Source organism: Cupriavidus sp. SW-Y-13 (genome assembly GCF_009793345.1).
Taxonomy (GTDB): Bacteria; Pseudomonadota; Gammaproteobacteria; order Burkholderiales; family Burkholderiaceae; genus Cupriavidus.
On the sequence record NZ_WHLX01000001.1, the window covers coordinates 1,717,101 to 1,740,500 of the forward strand.

At 58.6% G+C, this 23,400-nt stretch carries 18 protein-coding genes and 1 pseudogene; 10 read left to right on the plus strand and 9 right to left on the minus strand.

Annotated features, from left to right (window positions below; genetic code table 11):
• Positions 1-18: 18 nt before the first annotated feature.
• The 10 genes and pseudogenes from GA566_RS07685 (at position 19) to GA566_RS32880 (ending at position 12,378) form a co-directional block, all read left to right on the plus strand.
• A complete protein-coding gene (locus GA566_RS07685) occupies positions 19-1,218 on the plus strand; it encodes a type VI immunity family protein (RefSeq protein ID WP_160472362.1) in 1,200 nt (399 codons plus the stop codon).
• A gap of 43 nt (positions 1,219-1,261) precedes the next feature.
• Positions 1,262-2,461 (plus strand): type VI immunity family protein, encoded by a 1,200-nt coding sequence (locus GA566_RS07690; RefSeq protein ID WP_160472364.1) that lies wholly within the window; start codon positions 1,262-1,264, stop codon positions 2,459-2,461.
• A 43-nt stretch (positions 2,462-2,504) separates the two neighbouring features.
• The gene (locus GA566_RS07695; RefSeq protein ID WP_160472366.1) at positions 2,505-3,704 is read left to right on the plus strand and encodes a type VI immunity family protein; all 1,200 of its coding nucleotides are present in this window, start codon (positions 2,505-2,507) and stop codon (positions 3,702-3,704) included.
• 118 nt (positions 3,705-3,822) lie between these two features.
• Positions 3,823-4,104, plus strand: coding sequence for a PAAR domain-containing protein (locus GA566_RS07700; RefSeq protein ID WP_137924722.1), 282 nt, complete (start codon positions 3,823-3,825; stop codon positions 4,102-4,104).
• Between the two features lie 2 nt (positions 4,105-4,106).
• Positions 4,107-4,625, plus strand: coding sequence for a type VI secretion system lipoprotein TssJ (tssJ, locus tag GA566_RS07705; RefSeq protein ID WP_137924723.1), 519 nt, complete (start codon positions 4,107-4,109; stop codon positions 4,623-4,625).
• Between the two features lie 3 nt (positions 4,626-4,628).
• Positions 4,629-5,972: a type VI secretion system baseplate subunit TssK gene (tssK, locus tag GA566_RS07710; protein ID WP_137924724.1), complete on the plus strand. Its 1,344-nt coding sequence runs from the start codon at positions 4,629-4,631 to the stop codon at positions 5,970-5,972.
• Positions 5,972-7,285, plus strand: a complete 1,314-nt coding sequence (gene tssL, locus GA566_RS07715) for a type VI secretion system protein TssL, long form (RefSeq protein WP_137924725.1) — start codon at positions 5,972-5,974, stop codon at positions 7,283-7,285. Before tssK ends, tssL begins: the two co-directional genes overlap by 1 nt.
• A 12-nt stretch (positions 7,286-7,297) precedes the next feature.
• Positions 7,298-11,161 carry a type VI secretion system membrane subunit TssM gene (tssM, locus tag GA566_RS07720; RefSeq protein WP_160472367.1) on the plus strand — a complete coding sequence of 1,288 codons (3,864 nt, stop codon included), beginning with the start codon at positions 7,298-7,300 and terminating at the stop codon, positions 11,159-11,161.
• A pseudogene (locus GA566_RS33660) lies at positions 11,161-11,745 on the plus strand (DotU family type IV/VI secretion system protein); the annotation flags it as partial. The gene tssM and the pseudogene GA566_RS33660, both read left to right, overlap by 1 nt.
• Positions 11,746-11,754: 9 nt before the next feature.
• The gene (locus tag GA566_RS32880; protein WP_370459302.1) at positions 11,755-12,378 is read left to right on the plus strand and encodes an OmpA family protein; all 624 of its coding nucleotides are present in this window, start codon (positions 11,755-11,757) and stop codon (positions 12,376-12,378) included.
• 41 nt (positions 12,379-12,419) lie between these two features.
• Here the strand turns inward: GA566_RS32880 and GA566_RS07730 are convergent, their stop codons facing one another.
• From GA566_RS07730 to GA566_RS07770, 9 genes are all read right to left on the minus strand, one after another.
• On the minus strand, positions 12,420-12,962 hold the full coding sequence (locus tag GA566_RS07730) for a cupin domain-containing protein (RefSeq protein WP_137924728.1): 543 nt from the start codon (positions 12,960-12,962) through the stop codon (positions 12,420-12,422).
• Positions 12,963-13,372: 410 nt separating this feature from the next.
• A complete protein-coding gene (locus tag GA566_RS07735) occupies positions 13,373-14,110 on the minus strand; it encodes an SDR family oxidoreductase (protein WP_160472371.1) in 738 nt (245 codons plus the stop codon).
• The gene (locus GA566_RS07740) at positions 14,107-15,441 is read right to left on the minus strand and encodes an FAD-binding oxidoreductase (protein WP_160472373.1); all 1,335 of its coding nucleotides are present in this window, start codon (positions 15,439-15,441) and stop codon (positions 14,107-14,109) included. The genes GA566_RS07735 and GA566_RS07740 overlap by 4 nt, the downstream gene beginning before the upstream one ends.
• Positions 15,438-16,865 carry a UbiA family prenyltransferase gene (locus tag GA566_RS07745; protein WP_160472374.1) on the minus strand — a complete coding sequence of 476 codons (1,428 nt, stop codon included), beginning with the start codon at positions 16,863-16,865 and terminating at the stop codon, positions 15,438-15,440. Before GA566_RS07745 ends, GA566_RS07740 begins: the two co-directional genes overlap by 4 nt.
• Complete coding sequence (locus tag GA566_RS07750; RefSeq protein WP_137924732.1) at positions 16,862-17,332, minus strand: GtrA family protein; 471 nt, start codon at positions 17,330-17,332, stop codon at positions 16,862-16,864. The genes GA566_RS07745 and GA566_RS07750 overlap by 4 nt, the downstream gene beginning before the upstream one ends.
• Positions 17,329-18,873, minus strand: coding sequence for a glycosyltransferase family 39 protein (locus tag GA566_RS07755; RefSeq protein ID WP_160472376.1), 1,545 nt, complete (start codon positions 18,871-18,873; stop codon positions 17,329-17,331). Before GA566_RS07755 ends, GA566_RS07750 begins: the two co-directional genes overlap by 4 nt.
• 296 nt (positions 18,874-19,169) lie before the next feature.
• Positions 19,170-20,462, minus strand: coding sequence for a hypothetical protein (locus GA566_RS07760; protein ID WP_160472378.1), 1,293 nt, complete (start codon positions 20,460-20,462; stop codon positions 19,170-19,172).
• Positions 20,463-20,642: 180 nt separating this feature from the next.
• The gene (locus GA566_RS07765; RefSeq protein ID WP_160472380.1) at positions 20,643-21,866 is read right to left on the minus strand and encodes a hypothetical protein; all 1,224 of its coding nucleotides are present in this window, start codon (positions 21,864-21,866) and stop codon (positions 20,643-20,645) included.
• Between the two features lie 249 nt (positions 21,867-22,115).
• A complete protein-coding gene (locus tag GA566_RS07770) occupies positions 22,116-23,339 on the minus strand; it encodes a pentapeptide repeat-containing protein (RefSeq protein WP_160472382.1) in 1,224 nt (407 codons plus the stop codon).
• Between the last annotated feature and the right edge of the window lie 61 nt (positions 23,340-23,400).

Consider the following 23,400-nt stretch of genomic DNA (forward strand, 5'->3'; position numbering starts at 1 on the left):
TTCGTTCTCCATCTACATATGACCTCGATCACGATGCCATTCTCGCCGCTGACACCCACCGAAGCCATGGAACGCTACGGCCACGAACTGACCTTCGCAGACCCATCGGATGATAGTCGCATAGTCGTTCGTCCTGCACTGATTGGCACGCTGTTCTTTGAGCGGGGATCACAACCGGCCATACGGCAGGCTTTGCTGCATTGCTTCGACAAATTTCGCGCGTCGTATGGAGACAAGTTGAGTGGCGGAAGAATGGCCGACACAAAGTACTCGCGCAAGACGATTAAAGGCATTGAGTCGATGCGACAGCACATCGTGTCGACTGATATTAATCGAACGGTTGAATTTGTACTTTGTGATGCAGTGAATCATATGACCGCACCGGAGTATTTGGTTAAATCTTTGACCAAACAAAATCTTTTAGAAGAAAAGTATGGTGTACTCTCGTACATAAAATTCATACTGCCGTGGTCATTCGCGGAAAGTGAGCAAGGACTGGCGCAGTACCACGCCTTCATGAGTTTCTGCTGTACAACACTTCCGGTCAGAGGCGGATATGGCGGACTGTCCGCGGTCCTACCCTATGACTTCGATCGGTACATGCCGATGGAGTATCAACTTGCGCAACGCTTCACGGGTCTCGAGGTCGACTCGTGGGGCTTCGCGGAGAACCGCCAGTTCGAAGCGGGTTATATCAAAAGCACCAACTGGTACACCATACTCGGCGAGCCCTTCGTTGAAAAGTTGGGCGGCGAGCAAACGGTACGAGAGCGTCTTGCCCGCGAGGACATCGACATCGAGCGTTGTGGCAATGCGCTGATTATCCGGGCGGGACGCTTCCCACTACTGGGCGCACCGGAGGAAGGCCCGCTTGATCCGTACATCTTCGTGAATCGTGTGATCAAAGGGCTGAGAAATCCGCTTCGAAAATCCATGCATTCCTATATGGAAGGTGTTGAGAGCTTTGCCGAAGAGGAGACACGGCGGTGGGTTGCGAGATTCGACGAACCGGATGCTCCAATGGATGAAGGCACGCCGCAGGCAGGTCGAGGAATGTCCGCACTGCCATTCCAGACGTGTCCCCGTAGCGGACGATGGGTGGCCAACCATTTAGGTAATCAAATCGTCCACGTCAAAGCCGGGGACTTCATGCCAGGACCCGAGCGTAGCGATGCGGGGAATCAGGTCGTCTGGTACCTCATTCATGAGGCGCAGTGACGGCTGACTGCTGACTGCCGCTTGCTTTCGCATAAGAATGGATATGACTCAAATCGTTACTTCTTTATCGCCGCTGACACCCACCGAAGCCATTGGGCGTTACGGCCACGAACTGATCTTCGCAGATCCATCGGATGGTAATCGCATAGTCATTCGTCCTGCACTGATTGGCACGCTGTTCTTTGAGCGGGGATCTCAACCGGCCATACGGCAGGCATTGCTGCATTGCTTCGACAAATTCCGTGCGTCGTATGGAGAAAAGTTGAGGGGCGGAAAAAGGGCTGACACAACGTACTCGCGCAAGACGACTAAAGGTATTGAGTCGATACGACAGTACATCTTGTCGACCGATGTCAACTATGCTGTTGAGTTTGTCTTCTGCGATGCAACGGATTACTACACTGCGCCGGAATATTTAATCAAGTCGCTTACAGCGTGTGACTATCATGAGACGCATTACGGTGACCTATCTTATATAAAATTCATACTGCCATGGTCGTTCGCGGAAAGCGAGGAAGGGTTAGCGCTGTACCACGCCTTCATGAGTTTCTGCTGCGCAACGCTTCCTGTCAGAGGCGGCTATGGCGGACTATCCACTGTCCTGCCCTATGACTTCGATCGGTACATGCCCATGGAGTACCAACTGGCGCAACGCTTCACGGGTCTCGAGGTGGATTCATGGGGCTTCGCGGAGGCTTTTCAATATGAGGCGGGTTATATCAAAAGCACCAACTGGTACACCGTACTTGGCGAGCCCTTCGTTGAAAAGTTGGGAGGCGAGCAAACGGTACGAGAGCGTCTTGCCCGCGAGGACATCGACATCGAGCGTTGTGGCAATGCGCTGATTATCCGGGCGGGACGCTTCCCACTACTGGGCGCACCGGAGGAAGGCCCGCTTGATCCGTACATCTTCGTGAATCGTGTGATCAAAGGGCTGAGAAATCCGCTTCGAAAATCCATGCATTCCTATATGGAAGGCGTCGAGAGCTTTGCCGAAGAGGAAACACGGCGGTGGGTTGCGAGATTCGACGAACCGGATGCCCCAATGGATGACGGCACGCCGCAGACGAGTCGAGGAATGTCCGCACTGCCATTCCAGACGTGTCCCCGTAGCGGACGATGGGTGGCCAACCATTTAGGTAATCAAATCGTCCACGTCAAAGCCGGGGACTTCATGCCAGGACCCGAGCGTAGCGATGCGGGGAATCAGGTCGTCTGGTACCTCATTCATGAGGCGCAGTGACGGCTGACTGCTGACTGCCGCTTGCTTTCGCATAAGAATGGATATGACTCAAATCGTTACTTCTTTATCGCCGCTGACACCCACCGAAGCCATTGGGCGCTACGGTCACGAACTGACCTTCGCAGACCCATCGGATGGCAATCGCATAGTCATTCGTCCTGCACTGATTGGCACGCTGTTCTTTGAGCGGGGATCTCAACCGGCCATACGGCAGGCATTGCTGCATTGCTTCGACAAATTTCGCGCATCGTATGGAGACAAGTTGAGTGGCGGAAGAATGGCCGACACAAAGTACTCACGCAAGACGATTAAAGGCATTGAGTCGATGCGACAGTACATCTTGTCGACCGACGTCAACTACGCAGTTGAGTTTGTTTTCTGCGATGCAACGGATTACTACACTGCACCGGAATATTTAATCAAATCGCTTACAGCGCGTGATTATCACGAGACGCATTACGGTGACCTGTCTTATATAAAATTCATACTGCCATGGTCTTTCGCAGAACGCGAGGAAGGGTTAGCGCAGTACCACGCCTTCATGAATTTCTGCTGTACAACACTTCCGGTCAGAGGCGGATATGGCGGACTGTCCGCGGTCCTACCCTATGACTTCGATCGGTACATGCCGATGGAGTATCAACTTGCGCAACGCTTCACGGGTCTCGAGGTCGACTCGTGGGGCTTCGCGGAGAACCGCCAGTTCGAAGCGGGTTATATCAAAAGCACCAACTGGTACACCATACTCGGCGAGCCCTTCGTTGAAAAGTTGGGCGGCGAGCAAACGGTACGAGAGCGTCTTGCCCGCGAGGACATCGACATCGAGCGTTGTGGCAATGCGCTGATTATCCGGGCGGGACGCTTCCCACTATTGGGCGCACCGGAGGAAGGCCCGCTTGATCCGTACATCTTCGTAAATCGTGTGATCAACGGGCTGAGAAATCCGCTTCGAAAATCCATGCATTCCTATATGGAAGGCGTCGAGAGCTTTGCCGAAGAGGAAACACGGCGGTGGGTTGCGAGATTCGACGAACCGGATGCCTCAATGGATGACGGCACGCCGCAGGCGAGTCGAGGAATGTCCGCACTGCCATTCCAGACGTGTCCCCATAGCGGACGGTGGGTGGCCAACCATCTAGGTAATCAAATCGTCCACGTCAAAGCCGGGGACGTCATGCCAGGCCCCGAACGTAGCGATGCGGGGAATCAGGTCGTCTGGCACCTCATTCATGACGCGATCTGAATCACGGTGAGGTGCTCGACTGGACCCTGACGGCATCGCGCTCATTGTTCGTGATAGCGGTCAAAGTGAGAACGAACAGCGTGAATTTGACGCAACTTAAAGGCAGGAGATAGTACATATGAGTCTGGGCATTATCACGGTTGGTGACACTACCGACCACGGCGGGAAGGTGATCAGCGGGTCTCCGACGCACACCGTAGGCGGCAAGGCCATTGCGCGCCTCGGTGATCTGGTGGACTGCCCCCAGAAGTATCCAGGCGGTCGTCCGCATGGTGTCAACAAGATTGTCGACGCGCATCCCACTGTCACGATGGGTGGCGTTCCCGTTGCCGTGGACGGCTGCCATAGCGAATGTGGTTGCGTGTTGATCGCGAGCGGCAATGCAGCGGTGGGAGACTAGGAATGTTCGCATCGCATCGAGCGACACCAGCGGTCGTATTGCTTGCGGTCCTCCTCCTTGCAGCTTGTACCGGACCCCAAGCCACATCACCAAAGGAACCGATCAAGTTGGACTTGGCAATCAAAGCCGGGTTGGCCGTAAACCCCGACGAAAAGGACAGAGCTTCACCCGTGCAGGTACGCCTTTATGAACTCAAGACGGAGTTCACGTTTCAGGGTGCTGATTATTTCTCGCTCGACAAAAACGACAAAAACGTTCTGACACAGGACATGCTGATGCGCAATGAGTTCATTCTGCGGCCTGGCGAATCCCGAAATATCGAGCGCAAGCTGAATCCCGAGACCACAGCATTGGGGGTTCTGGTTGGCTATCGCGATCTCGGCAAGGCCACATGGCGTGCCGTCTACAAGCTGCCGCCGGCGCCAGAGGTCTCCTGGTATCGCGCGGTGGTGCCATCACGCAAGGTCAAGTTGCAGGTCGTACTTGATCAGCAATCGATTACCGTTTCAAAACCTGACTGATTCATGAGCTGGTATAACAAGGTCGTCTGGAGCGAGGGGCTGTTCTTGCGCCCTCAGCTTTTCCAGCAGCAGGAACGCTACCTGGAGCATTTTGCTCACAAGCGCGCGGCAGCACTGAGTCCATTTTTCTGGGGCTTCCACCATCTGGTCGTCGATGCCGAAGCGCTCCCTCTTGGCAAACTGGTCATCTCCGGTGCCGCCGGGATATTCCAGGATGGCACACCCTTCGATGCTCCGGCGCACGCGAAGCTGCCTTCGCCCCTCGCGCTTCGCCATGAACACCTGAATCAGATCATCTATCTAGCCGTCCCCATCCGCACGCCGAACACGGAAGAGACGAACTTCGAGGATGCCGCAGATTCTCTCGCTCGCTTTCGTAGCTTCGAGGAAGAGTTGCTCGATGCCAACTCCATTTCCCAGGGGGCAAAGCTGGTGCAACTGGGCGATATGCGCCTGCGACTGCTGCCCGAAAGGGAGCTGACGCAATCCTGGCTGGGATTGCCGCTCGCCAGGGTGATCGAGATCCGCGCGGACGGTAGTGCCCGATTGGATGCCGCGCTGATTCCGCCGGTCAACGTCTATACGGCGAGTTCGCAACTGCAGACGTGGCTGAGTGAGGTACATGGATTGCTGCGTCTTCGTGCGAATGCGATGGCGGAGCGCCTGACGGCGTCAAGCACGCGGGGAGCGGAGTCGGCGGAGGTCTCGGAGTACCTCATTCTTCAATTGCTGAATCGCTATGAGCCGGTGTTGACACACATGCTCGACGCGAAGGCGGCTTCGCCGGAAGCCATGTACGCTGAATTGATCGCCTTTGCTGGCGAACTTTCAACGTTCGTACGGACGGCTACGCGCAGGCCCAAGGCTTATGACGCCTATCGCCATGACGAGCCTCATACATGCATCAAGCCTGTTGTGGATGATCTGCGGTTCCTCCTGAACGTCGTGCTGGAGCGCAGTGCGCAACGCATCGAGTTGCGCGACCAGTCTCATGGCATTCGCGTGGCAGTACTGGACCCAGCGGAGTTCGAGCGATTCGGAACCTTTGTGCTGGCTGTGGGCGCCCAGATGCCGGCGGATGTGTTGCTCCAACAATTCCCGGCGCAGGCCAAGGCGGGGCCATCGGAACGTCTGTCCGAACTGATTCGCTCCCATTTGCCGGGCATTCCCATGCAACCAATGCCCGTACCACCACGCCAGATCTCCTTCAATGCCGGGCAGGTCTACTTCGAACTGATGCAGGACCACCCATTGTGGGGCCAGGTACAGCGCTACGGCGGACTTGCACTACATGTTGCAGGAAGTTTCCCTGAGCTGCGGCTCGAGTTGTGGGGAGTGCGGGACTAATGGAGAACTCACCGAACATCGCAGGCAGCGTTGCTGCCGATTCCAATTCCAGCACTTACGACTATTCAGCGCTGGATTCGTCGGAGCCCCCGCAGCGCGGACGGCTGCTGGAGGGCGCCACGCGTGCTCCGTGGCAATGGGCTGCGCCGGAGACGCTCGAGGCACGCGCCGCGCGCATCGCCGCGGCCACCAATCCGCTGCTGGCCGCCGCGCAGCCACTCCTTAGAGCGCTGGCAGACCTGCCTGTGGAACTGCCTAATGCGAGTCGGGTCGGCGGCACGCTGAAGCGAATGCTGGTGGACGAAGTCCGTCAATTTCAAGCTGTCTGCGACCGAGCCAACGTTCGGAGGGAGCACGCACTGGCCGCGCGATACAGCCTGTGCACGGCCCTCGACGAGGCCGCGAATGGTACGTACTGGGGCCGGCAAGGCAACTGGGCGATCCAGAGCCTTCTTATCCAGTGCCATCAGGAGGGCGATGGGGGCGAAAAAGTCTTTCAGGTGCTTGGCCGGCTAGTGAATTCACCGCAAGAGCACATGGACGTGATCGAGGTGATCTATCAGATCCTGTGCCTGGGATTTCAAGGGCGATATGCCAAGCGTACTGATGGACAACGCGAGTTGGATGCGATTCGACAACGTTTGCTGAATCTGCTCACGGGTGCACGGGAGAGCGTGCCACGTGACTTGTCACCACATTGGCGCGGCGAAGCGGCAGGCAAACTAGGGCTTCTGCGCACGGTGCCGGTATGGCTCACGTTTTCATTGCTCACGGTCGTGCTGTTCGGCTTGTTCGGGTGGTTCAAGTATCAGCTGCTGTTCCGCACGCATGACATCGAGCAACAGATCATCGCTATCGGTCACGCCACACCACCGGAGCCTCCCAAGGCATTGCGTCTGACGGATCTGCTGAAGGATGAGATTGCACGGGGCGTTGTCAGTGTCAATGAAGACGCGACGCGCAGCGAAGTGATCTTCCGCGGCGACGACATGTTCTCGGCGGGACAAGTCGATGTCAGCAAAGACATTCTTCCGGTATTGGACAAGGTCGCAAGCGAAATCAACAAGATCAAAGGCAAGGTGACGGTGGTTGGCCACACGGACAATGCTCCTATCAAGACTAGGCGGTTTCCTTCCAATCAGATCCTGTCCGAAGAAAGGGCGGCGGTCGTTGTCGAATACCTCGCAGGACGAGGCGTAGCCAAGGGCCGCCTGGAGGCGAGCGGAAAGGGCGAGAGCATACCGATAGGTCCCAACAAGACGCCCGCGGAACGCGCCCGGAATCGGCGTGTGGAAATTGTGGTGACGCATTAACAGAGATACGGTATGGAATTCCTGAAACGTTGTGTCGCCGTGCTGTGCTCTCGGCAGACGCTGCTTATCCTGGCGTTGGCCGTCGTGGGGCTCGCCGTCTGGTTCATTGGACCGCTATTGAGTTTTGGCGGACTTCAACCTCTCTCCGGAATCGGAGCTCGGGTCACGGTCATTGTTCTCTTGTTGGCGCTGGGGATGTTCCTGCTCCTACGATGGTCCATTGCGCTGATCGCAGTGGGTGCGCTCTGTGTGCTGATTTGGTATGCAGGTCCCTTGCTTGCATTCGACAGCGTGCATCCGCTGTCATCCGAGACGGTCCGAGTCGTTATCATCGCGGCGCTCATTTTCGTCGTCGTGTCTTACGAGGTCTATCAGTTCCTCCGTCGCTCGCAAGCCGATGGATCGTCGCTCGACAAGATTCTCAATTTTGGCGCCAAGCGACCAGAACTCGTCGGCAAGGAGGACATCGCAAAGGTGCGCATCGTCGTCTGCGAAGCATTGAACCAGCTCAAGAGCATGCGCACCCACCGCGGCCTGGCGCGCCTTTTCGAGGGACAGCGCTATCTCTATGAGTTGCCGTGGTACATGACGGTCGGGGCGCCAGGCGTCGGCAAGACCACCGCACTACTCAATGCCGGCATGCAGTTCCCGCTACCTGAACAGATGAGCAAGGCGGCGCGAACCCTGCGCGGCACCGTCAATACGGATTGGTGGTTTACGAACGAAGCGATCTTGATCGATACGGCCGGTCGCTACACCACCCACGAAAGGGACGCGAAAGTTGACTCGGCGGAATGGACAGGGCTTCTCGGCATGCTGCGCAAGCACCGTAGCCGCGCACCAATCAATGGCGTCATTGTTGCAATCAGCGTGCAAGCACTCCTGACCCAAACGCACCAGGAGCGTGCGCTTGAAGCGGCGAACCTGCGCGCTCGGCTTGGTGACTTGCGTCGTGACCTCGGCATTCAATTTCCGATCTACGTGCTGGTCACGAAGATGGATCTGCTTTCCGGTTTCGAGGAATATTTTCAGTATCTCGGCAGCGAGGGGCGCGCACAGCCTTGGGGCTTTACGCTGCCCTATCGCAATAGGCCTCGCAAGCGGGGGGAGGTGGTTGTACCGCTTGACCAGCGATGCCGCCATGAAATGGCGTTGCTGGTCAAGCGATTGCAGAGCGGATTGGACGCGCGGCTGTATGAAGAGTACGACACCAATCGGCGAAAGGCGCTCTTTGGGCTGCCCCAAGAAGTGACTTGCCTGACCGAGCCGCTGGTCGACATGCTCTCGCAAGTGTTCCTCGGATCCCGCTTCGACGATACCGAGCGCACCCACATGCTGCGGGGCGTGTACTTCACCAGCGCTGCCCAGACGGAGGGGAGCGTGGTGGCTGATCATGGAACGCTCCTGCGACGGCTTGACCGCGACCAGTCGAGTACCGGAGATGACCCGGATTACCTGCCGTCGGCGTTGGGAGAGTCCGCCGGATATGCTGCCCCCCCTATCGCGACCGGTAGCCGCAGCTTTTTCCTGCAGGACGTCATCAAGGGAATCATCGTCCCGGAGGCGCACCTCGTAAAGCCCAATCTTCGCTGGGAAATGCGTTTCAGGCTGTTGCGAATACTCGGTCACGGTCTCGCACTGGTGTTTTTCCTGTGGCTGGCGGGATCCCTGTATGCCAGCTTCAAAAACAATCGAGACTATCTGGATCTGGTGCAGGACAAAGCCAGGATGCTGACGAGCACCGTGACGGGGTACTACAGGGAGCCGCAGCCGCAAGCGACACCGGAAGTGCTGACAGCCGCCAAGGATTTGCCGACCCACCTCGGTTTGAACCTTCTGGCGCCATCCTTGGACTGGCGCTACGGATTGTATGCCGCACCGCAGATTCTGGATGCTGCGACGTTGACCCATGCCAAGCTGGAAGACAACCTGTTGGTGCCGATTCTTGTGCGTAGAATCGAATCGGTACTCGGCGAGGCGGTTGGTAGACAGGATGCCAAGCACACATACGATACCTTGCGCATCTACCTGATGCTGCATGACAAGGAAAAGTACGAAGCATCGGATGTGCGCAACTGGGTGCAAGACGATTGGACGAACGGAAGCGGCGCCGATGCCTTTGGAGATCGTGTTGTCATCCTCGATCACATGAACGCATTACTCGATGGTCGGAGACCGGTGCAGTCTCCCTACGCGAAGAATGAGGCATTGATTCGCGCAGCTAGAGACTTCCTCGACAGCAGTACGTCCGTCGAGCGTTTGTATGACCGGGCGAAGTCGGCCATGCTGGGGGATGCGCCGCAGGATTTCACGCTGGTTCGGGCAGTTGGGCCGCAGGCAGGAACAGTATTTACCCGGGCCAGCGGGGAGCCACTCGAACGGGGCATACCGGGACTCTTCACGTACGCGGGTTACCATGAGCTGTTCAATTCCCGTCTGCCGGAGTTTGTGGGCGAGGCCCAACGCATGGACATCTGGGTGATGGGCAGAAGCCAAAGCATCGGTGCTCAAAAAAAAAGGCTTGAAAGCGTAGCAGGCAAGCTTGCCATTAACGATCCACTCACGCGCGAGATTCGGCGACTCTATCTGAACGAGTATGCGCAACTGTGGACCGAGTTCCTCTCGGATATCAGGACCGTTACAGGAAACAATCTCGCTTTCGACCTGGAGATCGTGCGTACATTCGCTGCGCCGGATTCGCCTCTGGCGCGGCTCGGGCGCGCCACAGTACATGAAACGACATTAAGCAAGCCAACCGATGACGAAGAGAAATCACTAGCCGACAAGGCGCTTGCTGTTCTCGATAAAAAGACCGAAAGGCTTGCAGGATTGAAAGTCCGGGCCGAAGCACGCCAGGAGCGGGAACTGGTGGACAGCCGCTTCGCCGCGTTGCGGGAAGTGGTGACCGGCCATGCGGACGCCACCCCCGCGAGTGCAACGACCATTGCCGGCAAGGCACAGCTCGATAGTATTGCCGGACTGGTCAACGCGTACTACACCAGCCTTGTGGTTGCCAACAATGCATTGAACACTCGCAACCTGCCGCCATCGGGGGACGCGGGCGCGCAACTCCGCATGGAAGCAGACAAGTTGCCAGCGCCATTCAAAACCGTGCTTGCCGACCTGGTGGTGCAGGGCGCGCGCGACGTCAACAAAGGGATCGGCGATATCCTGGTGGCCCAGATGGATGCCGTGATAGGGGAAAGCTGCCGAAGCGCAATCGACGGAAAGTATCCGTTCTCTGTGAACTCAATGCATGACGTTGATCCAGAGGATTTCGCCAGAATCTTCGCGACTGGAGGTGTGCTCGATGATTTTTTCCAGAAGGTCCTGCTCCCTCATGTCGACATGACCGTGTCACCGTGGCGCTACAAGTTGACGGCGCCCGACGTGCCGCCCGTGGCGGGTCCCAGTCTCGTCCCGTTTCAGCGCGCCAGGGATATCCGCGAGGTTTTCTTCAGGGAACCCGGAGGAAAGAAGATGGCGTGGAAGGTCGATATCAAGGTCGTAGAGCTCGACCCCGAGATCATGGAGTTGAATATGGACTTCGATGGTCAGAGTCAGCGCTATGTGCATGGGCCTGTGATCCCGCTCAAGATCACCTGGCCCGGACCCCGCGGAGGACAGGGGGCGGGGATTGTGGCAAATCCGCGAGTACGGCCGGATACTTCTACGCTTTCGGCAGACGGACCGTGGGCGTTGCTGAGGGTGATTGCCAAAGGACGGCTGGCCGGTTCCGCATCTGCCAGCCACTTCGTAGCCGAATATGACTTCGATGGTCGCAAGGCAAAACTGGACATCAATACGGGGAGTCTTACAAATCCATGGACCACCGGCATGCTTCAATCATTCCAATGCCCGGGAAGGTCGGGATGATGAGCGGACATCGAGCCACGAACTCTCTGCTCCAGCACGCCCAGCCTTTGTTCTGGACACTCCACGCGCTGAGTCCGGACCTGGAATCGGCAGCCCACATGGATGTGTTGCAGACCGAAGCCCGCAGTGGGCTTGGAAAGTTCAGGTCTGCTTGTCGTGCGTCTTCGCTACATCACGATGCAATCGAGGCAGTTCACTACTGTTTCTGTGCCGCAATGGATCAGGCCGGAAGCCGCATCCGAGGCAGGGCGGATAGTTGCAGAGGATTGTGGCTGCAGCGGAGTCTGCTGAAGGAGTACTACAAAGAGAATGGCAGCGGCGAACAGTGTCGTCCATGGATTGCCAAATTGCAGCGCAACGGCAAACGTCACGCGGATGCGCTGGAAGTTATCGGCCATCTGATATCCCGTGGGCTACGCGACGAGCGGGGTGCCCCGATCTCCAATTATCAAGGCGTTGTACCGCAGCGGCACGACGATAGTCTGTCTCCGGCGGCTATGCAGTACATACTCCTTCCGCCAGCGGTCTTGGAGCCCGCCACCCTACACGTCCTGGCGGAACGCAAGGCGGGACGCGTGTGGCTGGCGAGGTGGGTGGGAGCCGGCATTGCGTTGCTATGCATCCTGGCCTACTTTCTCTATCGACAGCACAATGACAATCAGGCGCTGGTCAGAGAGGTCGAGCAACTCTCGGCGCGCGTCCTTTCAGAGCAAGCTTCGATGGACCAACGCATGGCGCGATTGCTGGCACCAGAGATCGCATCGGGCACGACGAGCCTGGGCAAGACGGGGGATCGTGTCTTCCTGCTTTTCAGCAGCGATTCGGGATTCGCAGCCAATAGCGCGGTAATCAAGCCACAACTCGCCAGGCAGCTTGATCAGCTTGGCACTGTGCTGGACGACACAGATGGTCTTGTGACGGTTATCGGACACGCCGATGCATCTCTGGGGGCATACAACGGCGAGGCTGTAAATCTGGCGCTATCGCAAGCCCGCGCCATGGCGGTGGGCCGATACTTGCAGGAGAAAGGCGCCGCAGGCGGCAGGATTACCGTACTCGGCCGCGGGTCCGCGGATCCGATCGCCGACAATGGGACCGAGACGGGCAGGGCGTTGAACCGACGTATCGAGATTGTCATTGATCGAAGCCGACGAGACGCCGCACCGGCCACGAGCGGCGGCCCTCCCACCAGGGCCGACACCTCTCACCGCCGGTAGTCTTTGTCTCACCCGAGAGCAGCGATAGTTGCGCTGCCCGCCTACAGCGGAATCCCCATCAGCATCACCGTGGCCGTGGTCCGGCTCACACCGACCACGCGCCGCCAGCATTCGCCTGCGATACGTGCAATGGCCCGGATGGGATTGGCGCCGTGGAACTCACGCACCAGTCGGCGCACGATCCGCATCGGCAGCCGCACGCCCCGAGGCACTTCGTTGCGGCAGAACGCCACCTTGCGCACGTAGTCATCCACCTCCCAGAACCACGACGTACCTTGCGGGAAATACCCCACATCGCCCACCGCGAGCGTGTGCGTCACCCCCTGGCTGTCAGTCACGCGCACGCTGCCTTCGAGCACGACTACGATCTCGTCGATGTCGTAGTGCCACTCGAATGAGCTGCGCGTGCAGTCCCATACCATGGTCCAGGCAAAACCGTCGACGGTGGACGAATGCAGGTTGCAGCGCGTGGTGGGCGACCCGCTGCGCATCCACGATGCCTCGATCGGACACGGCGAATCGGGCAGGGCGCGAATACTCCCGAAGGTCCCGGCATGGCGCTGCTGTTCGGGCAAGTCTCCCATGGCTTCTCTCTCCCCCGTCTATGCAGGTGTGGTCGGATAAGAGCGATGGTTCACCAAGCGGCGCGGCGGAAATATGCGGTGGCGTACAAAGAGTGGACGTTCATGGAGGAACAGGCATCGCACCCCGGTGCGACTTCCAAAAAAAGAACCCGCCTGGCGGTGAGGTCAGGCGGGCTGCAGGGGGAGTTGTCATACAGGACGGGTCAAGGTCCTGTGATGCATCGTAGGGTGCGTCGCAGCATGCGGCTGTAGGAGTTTGTCTGATTTTGCATTTCTAGCATTTTCTATACAGGTTTGGCGAAATTGAGCTGCCCTGCGGAATGCCTAGTCGTGCCAACGGTTTGCGGGGATTTTGCGGCTTTGCATCATTGCATGATCTAACAGACAACAAGGCATTAGCCCCACTAAATTTAAAGTGCGAGGCGTCGAAACACCACGTCGGGGATCGCGCGGATGATCAGCATGATGTATCGCCAGAAACCGGGCACATAGGCCACGGCCACGCCGCTGTCGATGGCGTTGACGATGTGGCCGGCGGCTGCATCTGGGCTGATCCAGAGTGCGCCTTTGCGGAATGCGCTGGTCATCGGTGTATCGACGAAACCCGGCTTGATCGTGACCACGGACACGCCTGCCTTGGCGAGTCGCTGGCGCAGGCCGGACATGAAGGCCGTGACCATGGCCTTGGCGCTGCCGTACACGTAATTGCTTTGCCGGCCGCGCTCGCCGGCGACGGACGAGATGACGGCGATGGTGCCGGCGCGGCGGCGTTCGAACAGGTTGGCGATCAATGTCAGCATGGCCACCACGGACAACGCGTTGGTGCGAAGCTCGGCCATGGTCAGGTCAACCGACTGCGCGCACGCGGCTTGATCGGATAACGTGCCGTGCGAGATCAGCACGGTGTCGATGCCGTCCAGGGCCGTGTCGGCCGCGCGGAGGATCGCGTCATGAGCGTGGAAGTCGTTGGCGTCCATCACGGCCATATGCACTTGCTTGGCGCCACGGGCGCGCAGGTCGTCCACCATGGTCTGCAGGCGTGGGGCGCTGCGGCCCACGAGGAACAGCGCGTCGCCGCGCTGGGCCATGCGTCGGGCGGTGGCTTCGGCAATGGCCGACGTTGCACCGATGATCAAGGTCTTCTTCATGTTTCCAACTCCCGATGGGATGGCCCATCCGTGACGCGTCGCCAGAAGCCCGACGAAAACGCCGGATCGAGATACGGTGCCAGTGCTTCCCACTGCGGAAAGCCTGCGCGGAAGCACGCGCCGCTCATGCGTCCGTCCTTGGCTGGATACAGCCGGCCGCCCGCGCCGATCACGATGGCGTCGAGCCGTTCGAACAGTGCATGCACCGCGTGCCCTGCATTCGGAAAATCCAAAGCCAGTGTGAAGCCCGGACGCGGAAACGACAGCAAGCCCGGCGACACCAGCGGCCCGAACTGTTTCAGCACACCCAGGAACGACGCCGCACGGCTGCGTCCGATTTCGGTCAGCAGTGTCTGCAATACACGCGGCGCATCCTCTGGCGGAATCACGCACTGGTACTGAAAGAAGCCTTTCGGTCCATACATGCGATGCCACTGCAGGATGTGATCGAGCGGATAGAAGAACGTTTCGCAATGCTCCAGCCTGCTGGCCGGTGTGCGGCTGGCGCGGTGGAAATGCATCGTGTTGAAGGCGGTGACGCTGATCCGATTGACCAGCGACAACGGCGGGGTGAAGGGCATGCTGCGCGACGCCGTGCGATGCTGACCGGCTGGCTCGGCGCCCGACTCGGCGTGATGCGCGCGCGTGAACAGTCCACGCCCAACACGGCGTGTACCGCCCGCGCAATCGATCCATGCCACCGTGTATTCGTCATCGGCCGCGCGGCACAGCGCAAAGAATTCGTCGAGATTGCCGAAGCGCTCGGTGGTCTCGGCTACCCATGGCGACTCGATGGGCCGCAACTGAATCTCGGCCCATAGCACCACGCCGGTCAGCCCCAGGCCGCCAATTGTTGCGGCGAACCAGTCGGCATTCTCCGTGGGGGAGCATTGCAGCAGCGTGCCATCGGAGCGGCGCAGCACCAGCGTCCGCACGTGGCGACCGAAGGTGCCGTGGCTGAGGTGGTTCTTGCCGTGCACGTCGTTGGCAATGGCGCCGCCCACGGTGACGAATCGCGTGCCCGGCGTCACGGGCAGGAACCAGTGCTGCGGCACGGCTACGCGCAGGATATCGGCCAGCAACACGCCGGCTTCGCAGCGCAGCACGCCGGTCGCCGGATCGAATGCCATGAAATGGTCGAGGTAGCGCGTGGAGAGCAACGTGCCGCCCGGGTTCAGGCAACTGTCGCCATAGCTGCGCCCGTTGCCGAATGGCAGCATGGTCTGGCCTTCGGGCACGGGTGGCAGGGTGTCGAAGCGGCTGGGCAGTGCGCGCACCTCGCTATCGCTTGGCGTCGTGTGTCCCCAGGCATAGACCGTCTGCTGCATCATGTCGCGGCCCAGACCACCACCGCTGCCAGCACGCCAATGACCACGCTGGCGCGGTCGCGCAGCGCGAACATCACCGGATCGTCATGCATCTGGCCGCGATGCGAAACTACCCAGACGCGCGTGATCCAGTACAGCATCAGCGGACACAGCGCCCACAGCACCTGCGGCTGGCGATACAGGACCTCCACCACAGGGTTGTTGATGTAGAGCGCCAGCACCAGTACGCACATATAGCCGGCGCCGGTGCCCAGGCTCTCCAGCAGCGCCAGATCGTCGAGCCGATATCCACGTCCCGCCGCTTCAAGCTTGCCTTCGCCTTTCATCACCTGCAGTTCGGCAAAGCGCTTGACCAGCGCCAGGCTCAGGAACAGGAACAGTGAGAACAGTAGCAGCCACAGGGACAGCGGCACGTCCACGGCGGCGGCACCGGCCACGATGCGAATCGTGTAAAGACCGGCCAGGCACAGCACATCGACGATCACCAACTGCTTGATGCCGAGCGTATAGCCGAGCGTCAGCAGGTAATACGCGGCGAGCACGAGGCCGAACTTGAGCGGCAGCAGCATGGCAATGCCCGCCGTGGCGAACAGCAGCAGCGGAATCAGCACAAAGCCAGCCTTGAGCGGCAGCGCGCCGCTGGCGAATGGTCGCAATGCCTTGCGCGGATGCTGGCGGTCGGCTTCGACATCGAGCATGTCGTTGAGCACGTAGACCGACGACGCACACAGGCAGAACGCCAGCAGACCGAGCGCCGCGTGACCCAGTGCCGTGGGATCGAGCCCACGATGCGCGGCCAGCAGTGGCACCAGTAACAGCACGTTCTTGGCCCATTGGTGCGGACGCAGCAGCTTCCACACGGCGCGGGCATGGTGGCCGGGCGAGCCGAAAGTGCGATAGACCTCGGTCACCTTGCGTGCGCGCGCTTCCAGATTGCCGTGGCCGTTGACCACCACGCCGCCACGGCTGACGGACCAGACGTGCAGGTCCACGCGATCGTTGCCGCAATAGTCGAAGGCGCGCGAGCCGAACTTGGCCACGAGCATGTCTGCCTTCTGCTTGCCGGAGAGGTTCAGTGTGTCGGTGCTGGCCAGCACGCCGTCGAACAGTTGCAGGTGCGTGGCCACGGCCTCGGCCAGCCGCTGGTTCGATGCGGTGCAGAGCCAGATCTGCCGGCCGTCTCGTTTCTCGTCGGTCAGCCACTGCACGAATTCGCGATGAAAAGGCAGTACGGCATGGTTGAGCAGCACACGACTGGCAATCTGCGCCTTGAGGTGTGCCTTGCCGCCCCGGAACAGCCACCACGGCAGCAGGAAGAGGTAGAGCGGATTCTTGCGCAGCAGCGCCACGCAGGTCTCCATGAGCAGGTCTCCGTGGATCAGCGTGCCGTCGAGATCGACGCATAGCGGAACGGCGGCGTGGCTCATTGTCCTTCTCCCATGCGAAGGGGTAGTTCAGATGACTCGGTATCGGCGCGCCGGAACACGTAGCGCTTGTCGAGCTGATACTTGGTGTAGTAGCCCAGCGTCAGACCCAGTACGCCGCCCAGGTAGCGCATGGCGAGCGTGCCGAACACGTAGTCGAAACCGAATTCGAACGCCCAGAAAATGGCAGTGGTGGCCAGCCCCATGACGGTGTAGAGCACGAATGTGCGTGCGTCGTGCGCGGCGTTGTCGGCCTGGAAATCGAAGATGTAGCGCTTGTCGAGTACGTACTTGACCACCAGCCCCACGGCAGTGCCCACGGCCACGGACAGCAGCGCTGCGTAGTCGCCGTCGTACACCTGAAGGAAGGCGTCCTGCGCACCGATGTTCACGACGATAGCGATGGCGGCCAGCACCGCATACGTGGTGGCGATGCGCGCGCCGCTGGGTTCCAGGGTGGTCTCGTTCATGGTGTCAGCGGCTGCCATGCGGTGAGGCCCGCCACGCTGTTCACGTTGCGGTACGTGGTGATCTCGAACTGGTATTCGGGATAGCGCGCGTCAAGCCGCTGCTTGATGCGGAAGAAGCTGTCGCGGCCATACTGGCGCGGTGTGCCTTCGGCGGTGCCAAGCGTGCCGAGCTGAGTGACCATGCGCGCGTATTCGTCATCGCCAAGGTGCCCCGCAAAACTGCGCACCACCACCACGCAGCGGTGCGGCGCATCGAGCGTGGCTGCAGGCAGGTGTTGGCGCGAAAACGGTCCCAGTTGCACAAAGCCCGCATGATCCACATGCCAACTCAGCGCCGGATCGTGCGCCACGATGACCAGGTCGTCATTGCAGGCGTCACGTTCGCGCGCCAGATCGGCCAGCACCGGCCCGATGCGCAGGTCCCAACTGTTCTTGGTGGTGTCCTGATGCGTCGCCACGTTGTAGACGCCCCAGAGATTGGCCACGGCCAGCAGCGCAAAACTCCGCAGGAACGCGCGCATGCGGCGCTGCGGCACGTCCAGCGTGGCCAGCCATAGCGCCTGCCATGGCGAGATGATCACGAGGTTGCGCCATTTGCCGGCGATGCCGAGCGCGATGGTCGCTACCGCGCCGATGCCGTAGGCATGCAGGTATCGGTCGCGCAGGTTCGCCGGGTTGCCCGGCACCGCGAAGATCACCATGCCCGCCAGGCCCAGCGCCGACAGCACGGCGGGCACTGATATCGGGAACACGCCCTGATTGGACACCTGTGCGATGGCAAAGCCCATGAAGTTGCTGGCCATCGACGTGACCTGCGAATCCTTCGACAGCAGATGGACGGTCAGGAACACATGGAACTGGTAGGCATAGAGCAGGGCGCCGATCAGCCCGCCCCAGAAGATGCCTGAGAGTTTCTGTCGCACCGTTTGCTGCGAGCCCGCCCAGTAGAGCAGCAACACCGGCAGCGCCACGACAAACACCGCATAGCCGATGTAGCCGAGCACCACCAGTCCGCCGAAACACTTGGCCCAGTAGCGCCAGCCATCGCGGCGCGGCGTGATGCTGAGCCAGATCAGCACAGGTACGAAGTAGGCGTACCACCGCAACCCCGTGCACCACATCAGGATGGCGGGGTTCAGGCACAGCAGCACGAAGAGCAGCCCCGCCGCGCGTTCGCCGTGGCGCTGACGGATAGCCTCGGTGGCGTAGACCAGCGACGCCACAGTCAGCAAAGCCGTGGCCAGCCGCACCAGCGACCAATCGCCCGTGACGCTGTGGAACAGCCAGTTGATGAAGTAGGAGCCGGGCGGATGGACATCCTGCGTCTGCATCAGCGCCACCACGCCAAAGCCGTGGCGCTCCACTTGCAGGATGTTCGAGAATTCGTCGTCGTAGCCGTAGGACAGCCAGGCCACGGCACCATAGAGCATGCACAGCAGAACGTAACCCACCGGGAACGCCCACGCCAACCCATGCGCGGGCAGACGGGGCCTGACCACGTGGGCAGCTACGGCATCGTTCGCATTGGCGTTGGGCAGCACGTCGGCTCTCTCCTTGAGGCGTCAGGCAGCCGGGCAACAAAGACCCCGGGCAGACCAGCGCAGTATCTGGCGGTGCATTCGGAGGGTCTGTTGGATAGCGCACCCACTGCCGCGGAGGAGGTTCAGCCGGAATTCCTCAAGGAATTCACGTGACCTTGCATAAGCCCATGATTTTAATGACATTTATTTCACTGCATCGAACGAAGTGCGGTCATTCGTCGTCCGGCAAGGCCTGTAGGATGGTGGGCTTTCGCAGATAGGAAATGCGGAGCGAAGCCGCAGCGGCCATGATGCTCTTACGGCAGGTAAACGTTGCTGTCAGCAGTGACAATCTTTTGTCCCGCGAAACGCACAAGGCCCTTGGCATCAAGCTTCTGAACCTGCACGCCAGTAAAGTCGATCGCCTTGGCGATAGCGGTAGCCCGGAACGTCAGCGATCCGATCTTGCTTGTGACGAAGCTGGCTTTTTCGCCTTCGTAGTTCTCGATCGTCACGTTGGCAGATTCCAGCCAGAGAGAGGCTTTGGGGATCTTGCAGTTGCGAATGACCGTGGTGTCGACGCCTCCCATGACCCAGGAACCCGAAGCCGTATCGTCGATCAAGTTTGGAACTGAGAAGTCACCGTCGTCACGCCCGCATACGACACCGTCGAGGACCACGGATTGCAGGTCACTGCGGTTATCGAGGTCGACCCCGCAGTCAAGCGAGCGGTAGATCTCGGGATACAGTTCCGGAGAGCGGACGTTCCGCCCCCGGAACGTACTGTTGCGAATCGTGATGGAGCGAGCGGTGTTGAATATGTTGATTATGGCGCCGGCTTCCACGCCTTCGATCAGGACGTCACCTTTTACCTCAGAATTTCCAATATCAAGAACGTCGAACTTGCTGTTGCGGATGGTCAAGTTGGTGAGTACGGATCTCGAGAGATGAGCCGATCCCTTGAATGTGCAGCCCTCGATGAGGATAGTGGCATAGAGCCTCTTCCCATCACTAGTTACGTCACCACAGTTGACGTCGATTGGGCCAAACTTGCAGTCCCGGTAGTTGACAACTCCGCTACCGCCGATGTCCATGTACTGTCCAGTACAGCGTTCATAGGAAACGTCCTGCTGAAAGTAGATGGCTCCGAAATTGTTACGATTTTGGTTTTTCCCCCCAAAATCGCATTCCATGAATCGTACGTTCTTACTCGAACTTCCCGCCATGAGATAGGCCTTTCCCAGCGTATCACTGCGCGCAAACAACACGTTCTCGAAATGGTAAGCCTGAAAGTTGGAGCCCGGAAACTGGCAATGCTCGAATACGCAGTTTCGGATACTCGTCAAGTGGAAGACACCGTAGAAGATGCAGTCATAGAAGTGAACATTATCCCATTCAAGTTGATAAAAATCGGTCCCCCCGAATCCAAAGTCTGCCCCGCTGATTTTTAGGCGCTGGTCTCCCAACGCGGCACGGCGCTGCTCGGGATGCATCAGTAGCGCATACTCGCGCGGCATGTCTTCGATTCGCCTGGCGGTTAGGCGGCTACATCCACCGGCATTAAGGCAAGCTGCTCCGCATATGGCGAGAAACTGGCGGCGGTTGGTCATGGCGGGTGAATGCGGATCGGAACTTGAGATTGGGATAGGGATCAGGAAGCGTCTTGTTCATCCACGTCTAGTCGGGAAATTCCGTGCTCGCTCGGTCGGCGCAGTTGGACGACGGGTCCGGCTGTTGGCGCGCTTTGGGCGTGAGCACCATTGGTAAGTCGCTACAAGCAAGGCGCTTCCTTACGGCAGGTGGACATTGCTGCCAACGGTGACAATCTTCTGTCCCGCGAAACGTACGAGGCCCTTGGCATCAAGCCTCTGAACCTGCACGCCAGTAAAGTCGATCGCCTTGGCGATAGCGGTGGCCCGGAACGTCAGCGATCCGATCTTGCTTGTGACGAAGCTGGCTTTCTCGCCTTCGTAGTTATCGATCGTTACGTTGGCAGATTCCAGCCAGAGAGAGGCTTTGGGGATCTTGCAGTTGCGAATGACCGTGGTGTCGACGCCTCCCATGATCCAGCATCCGGAAACCGTGTCGTCGATCAGATTCGGAAGATAGCCATCGTCGCCCTCATCATGCCCGCATTCGACACCATCGAGGACCACGGACTTTAGATTCCCTCGGTTCTCGACGGGGACGAGACATTTAAATGACCGGTAGACTTTCGGATAGACCCCTGGAGGTCGAACGTTGACGCTACGGAATTTACTGTTGCGAACAGTGATGGAACGCGCACTGTAAAACTCGTTGATCATCGCCCCGGCCTGCACATCCTCAATCAGCACGTCACCGCTTACGTCGGAACTGCCAATATCGAGAACGTCGAACTTGCTGTTGCGGATGGTCAAGCTTGTGAGCGCAGACCGGGCGATTCTTGTGCCCCCTTTGAATGTGCAGTTGTGTACCGTGACGGTGGCATAGGCTTTCTTGCGATTTGATGCAGTACCGTTGCTGGCTTGGATGGGGCCGAAGCTACAGTCGCGGTACGTCACGATTCCATTGCCACTGACGTCCATGTACTGTCCGCTACAACGCTCGAAGGAGACATCTTGGTAGAAGTAGATGACGCCGTAGCGGTTGACATTCGAATTCTTTCCGCCGAAGTCGCACTCCATGAACCGGACATTCTTGCTAGTGTCGCCGGCAATCAGGTTCACTTCGCCAATGGTATCGCTTCGTAGAAAAAGGACATCTTCGAAGTCATAAGCCTGAAAGTTGGAGCCCGGAAACTGGCAATGCTCGAATACGCAGTTTCGGATACTCGTCAAGTGGAAGACACCGTAGAAGATGCAATCGTAGAAGTGAACATTATCCCATTCAAGTTGATAAAAATCGGTCCCCCCGAATCCAAAGTCTGCCCCGCTGATTTTTAGGCGCTGGTCTCCCAACGCGGCACGGCGCTGCTCGGGATTCATCAGCAGCGCGTACTCGCGCGGCATGTCTTCGATTCGCTTGGCAGCCATGCGGGTACATCCACCGGTACTAAGGCAGGCTGTTCCGCATACGGCGAGAAACTGGCGGCGGTTGGTCATGGCGGGTGAATGCGGATCGAAACTTGAGATTGGGATAGGGATCAGGAAGCGTCTTGTTCATCCACGTCTAGTCGGGAAATTCCGTGCTCGCTCGGCCGGCGCAGTTGGGCGACGGGTCCGGCTGTTGGCGCGTTTTGGGCCGGAGCACCATTGATAAGTCGCTACAAGCAAGGCGCTTTCTTATGGCAGGTAAACGTTGCTGTCAGCAGTGACAATCTTTTGTCCCGCGAAACGCACAAGGCCCTTGGCATCAAGCTTCTGAACCTGCACGCCAGTAAAGTCGATCGCCTTGGCGATAGCGGTGGCCCGGAACGTCAGCGATCCGATCTTGCTTGTGACGAAGCTGGCTTTTTCGCCTTCGTAGTTCTCGATCGTTACGTTGGCAGATTCCAGCCAGAGAGAGGCTTTGGGGATCTTGCAGTTGCGAATGACCGTGGTGTCGACGCCTCCCATGATCCAGCATCCGGAAACCGTGTCGTCGATCAGATTCGGAAGATAGCCATCGTCGCCCTCATCATGCCCGCATTCGACACCGTCGAGGACCACGGACTTTAGATTCCCTCGGTTCTCGACGGGGACGAGACATTTAAATGACCGGTAGACTTTCGGATAGACCCCTGGAGGTCGAACGTTGACGCTACGGAATTTACTGTTGCGAACAGTGATGGAACGCGCACTGTAAAACTCGTTGATCATCGCTCCGGCCTGCACATCCTCAATCAGCACGTCACCGCTTACGTTGGAACTACCAATATCGAGAACGTCGAACTTGCTGTTTAGGATGGTCAGGCTCGTTGAATATGAAGGTCCAAGTCCCGTTGAGCCCTTGAATTCACAGTTCTCGATTAAGACTGTGGAATATACCTTCTTCCCATTTATTGATTCACCGCTATTTACGTAAACGGGACCGAACTTGCAGTTTCGGTAAAGAACTATGCCATTTCCAGCTAAACTCATGTACTGCCCAGTACATTCCTCATAGGAGACATCCTGATTGAAGTAGATGGCACCGTAGTGATTTTCATCCGAGTTTTTTCCGCCAAAATCGCATTCCACGAATCGCACATTTCTGCTCGTGTTACCGGCCATTAAATTAGCTTCTCCCAGCGTATCACTACGTAGAAAAACAACATTTTCGAAGTCGTAGGCCTGAAAATTGGATCCGGGAAACTGGCAGCGCTCGAACACGCAGTTGCGAATGCAGGCTAGATGGATGACGCCATAAAAAATGCAATTGTAGAAGTGGATGTTCTCCCATTCCTTTTCATAAAAATCCGTTCCGCCCATCCCAAAGTCGGCCCCACGAATCTTCAGTCGTTGATCGCCTAACGCGTTGCGACGCTGTTTGGGGTTCATCAGCAACGCATACTCGTGTGGCATGTCTTCAATTCGTTTGGCGTTCATCCGTGTGCATCCGGTATTAGTCAGCGTGGCCATGCCAAGCATGGCTAGAAAGTCTCGGCGA

Bases quoted from the DNA above. Each gene is read 5' to 3' on its own strand.
- GA566_RS07685 (WP_160472362.1), top strand. From the start codon at position 19: ATGACCTCGATCACGATGCCATTCTCGCCGCTGACACCCACCGAAGCC.
- GA566_RS07690 (WP_160472364.1), top strand. From the start codon at position 1,262: ATGACTCAAATCGTTACTTCTTTATCGCCGCTGACACCCACCGAAGCC.
- GA566_RS07695 (WP_160472366.1), top strand. From the start codon at position 2,505: ATGACTCAAATCGTTACTTCTTTATCGCCGCTGACACCCACCGAAGCC.
- GA566_RS07700 (WP_137924722.1), top strand. From the start codon at position 3,823: ATGAGTCTGGGCATTATCACGGTTGGTGACACTACCGACCACGGCGGG.
- tssJ (WP_137924723.1), top strand. From the start codon at position 4,107: ATGTTCGCATCGCATCGAGCGACACCAGCGGTCGTATTGCTTGCGGTC.
- tssK (WP_137924724.1), top strand. From the start codon at position 4,629: ATGAGCTGGTATAACAAGGTCGTCTGGAGCGAGGGGCTGTTCTTGCGC.
- tssL (WP_137924725.1), top strand. From the start codon at position 5,972: ATGGAGAACTCACCGAACATCGCAGGCAGCGTTGCTGCCGATTCCAAT.
- tssM (WP_160472367.1), top strand. From the start codon at position 7,298: ATGGAATTCCTGAAACGTTGTGTCGCCGTGCTGTGCTCTCGGCAGACG.
- GA566_RS07730 (WP_137924728.1), bottom strand. From the start codon at position 12,962: ATGGGAGACTTGCCCGAACAGCAGCGCCATGCCGGGACCTTCGGGAGT.
- GA566_RS07735 (WP_160472371.1), bottom strand. From the start codon at position 14,110: ATGAAGAAGACCTTGATCATCGGTGCAACGTCGGCCATTGCCGAAGCC.
- GA566_RS07740 (WP_160472373.1), bottom strand. From the start codon at position 15,441: ATGATGCAGCAGACGGTCTATGCCTGGGGACACACGACGCCAAGCGAT.
- GA566_RS07745 (WP_160472374.1), bottom strand. From the start codon at position 16,865: ATGAGCCACGCCGCCGTTCCGCTATGCGTCGATCTCGACGGCACGCTG.
- GA566_RS07750 (WP_137924732.1), bottom strand. From the start codon at position 17,332: ATGAACGAGACCACCCTGGAACCCAGCGGCGCGCGCATCGCCACCACG.
- GA566_RS07760 (WP_160472378.1), bottom strand. From the start codon at position 20,462: ATGACCAACCGCCGCCAGTTTCTCGCCATATGCGGAGCAGCTTGCCTT.
- GA566_RS07765 (WP_160472380.1), bottom strand. From the start codon at position 21,866: ATGGCTGCCAAGCGAATCGAAGACATGCCGCGCGAGTACGCGCTGCTG.
- GA566_RS07770 (WP_160472382.1), bottom strand. From the start codon at position 23,339: ATGAACGCCAAACGAATTGAAGACATGCCACACGAGTATGCGTTGCTG.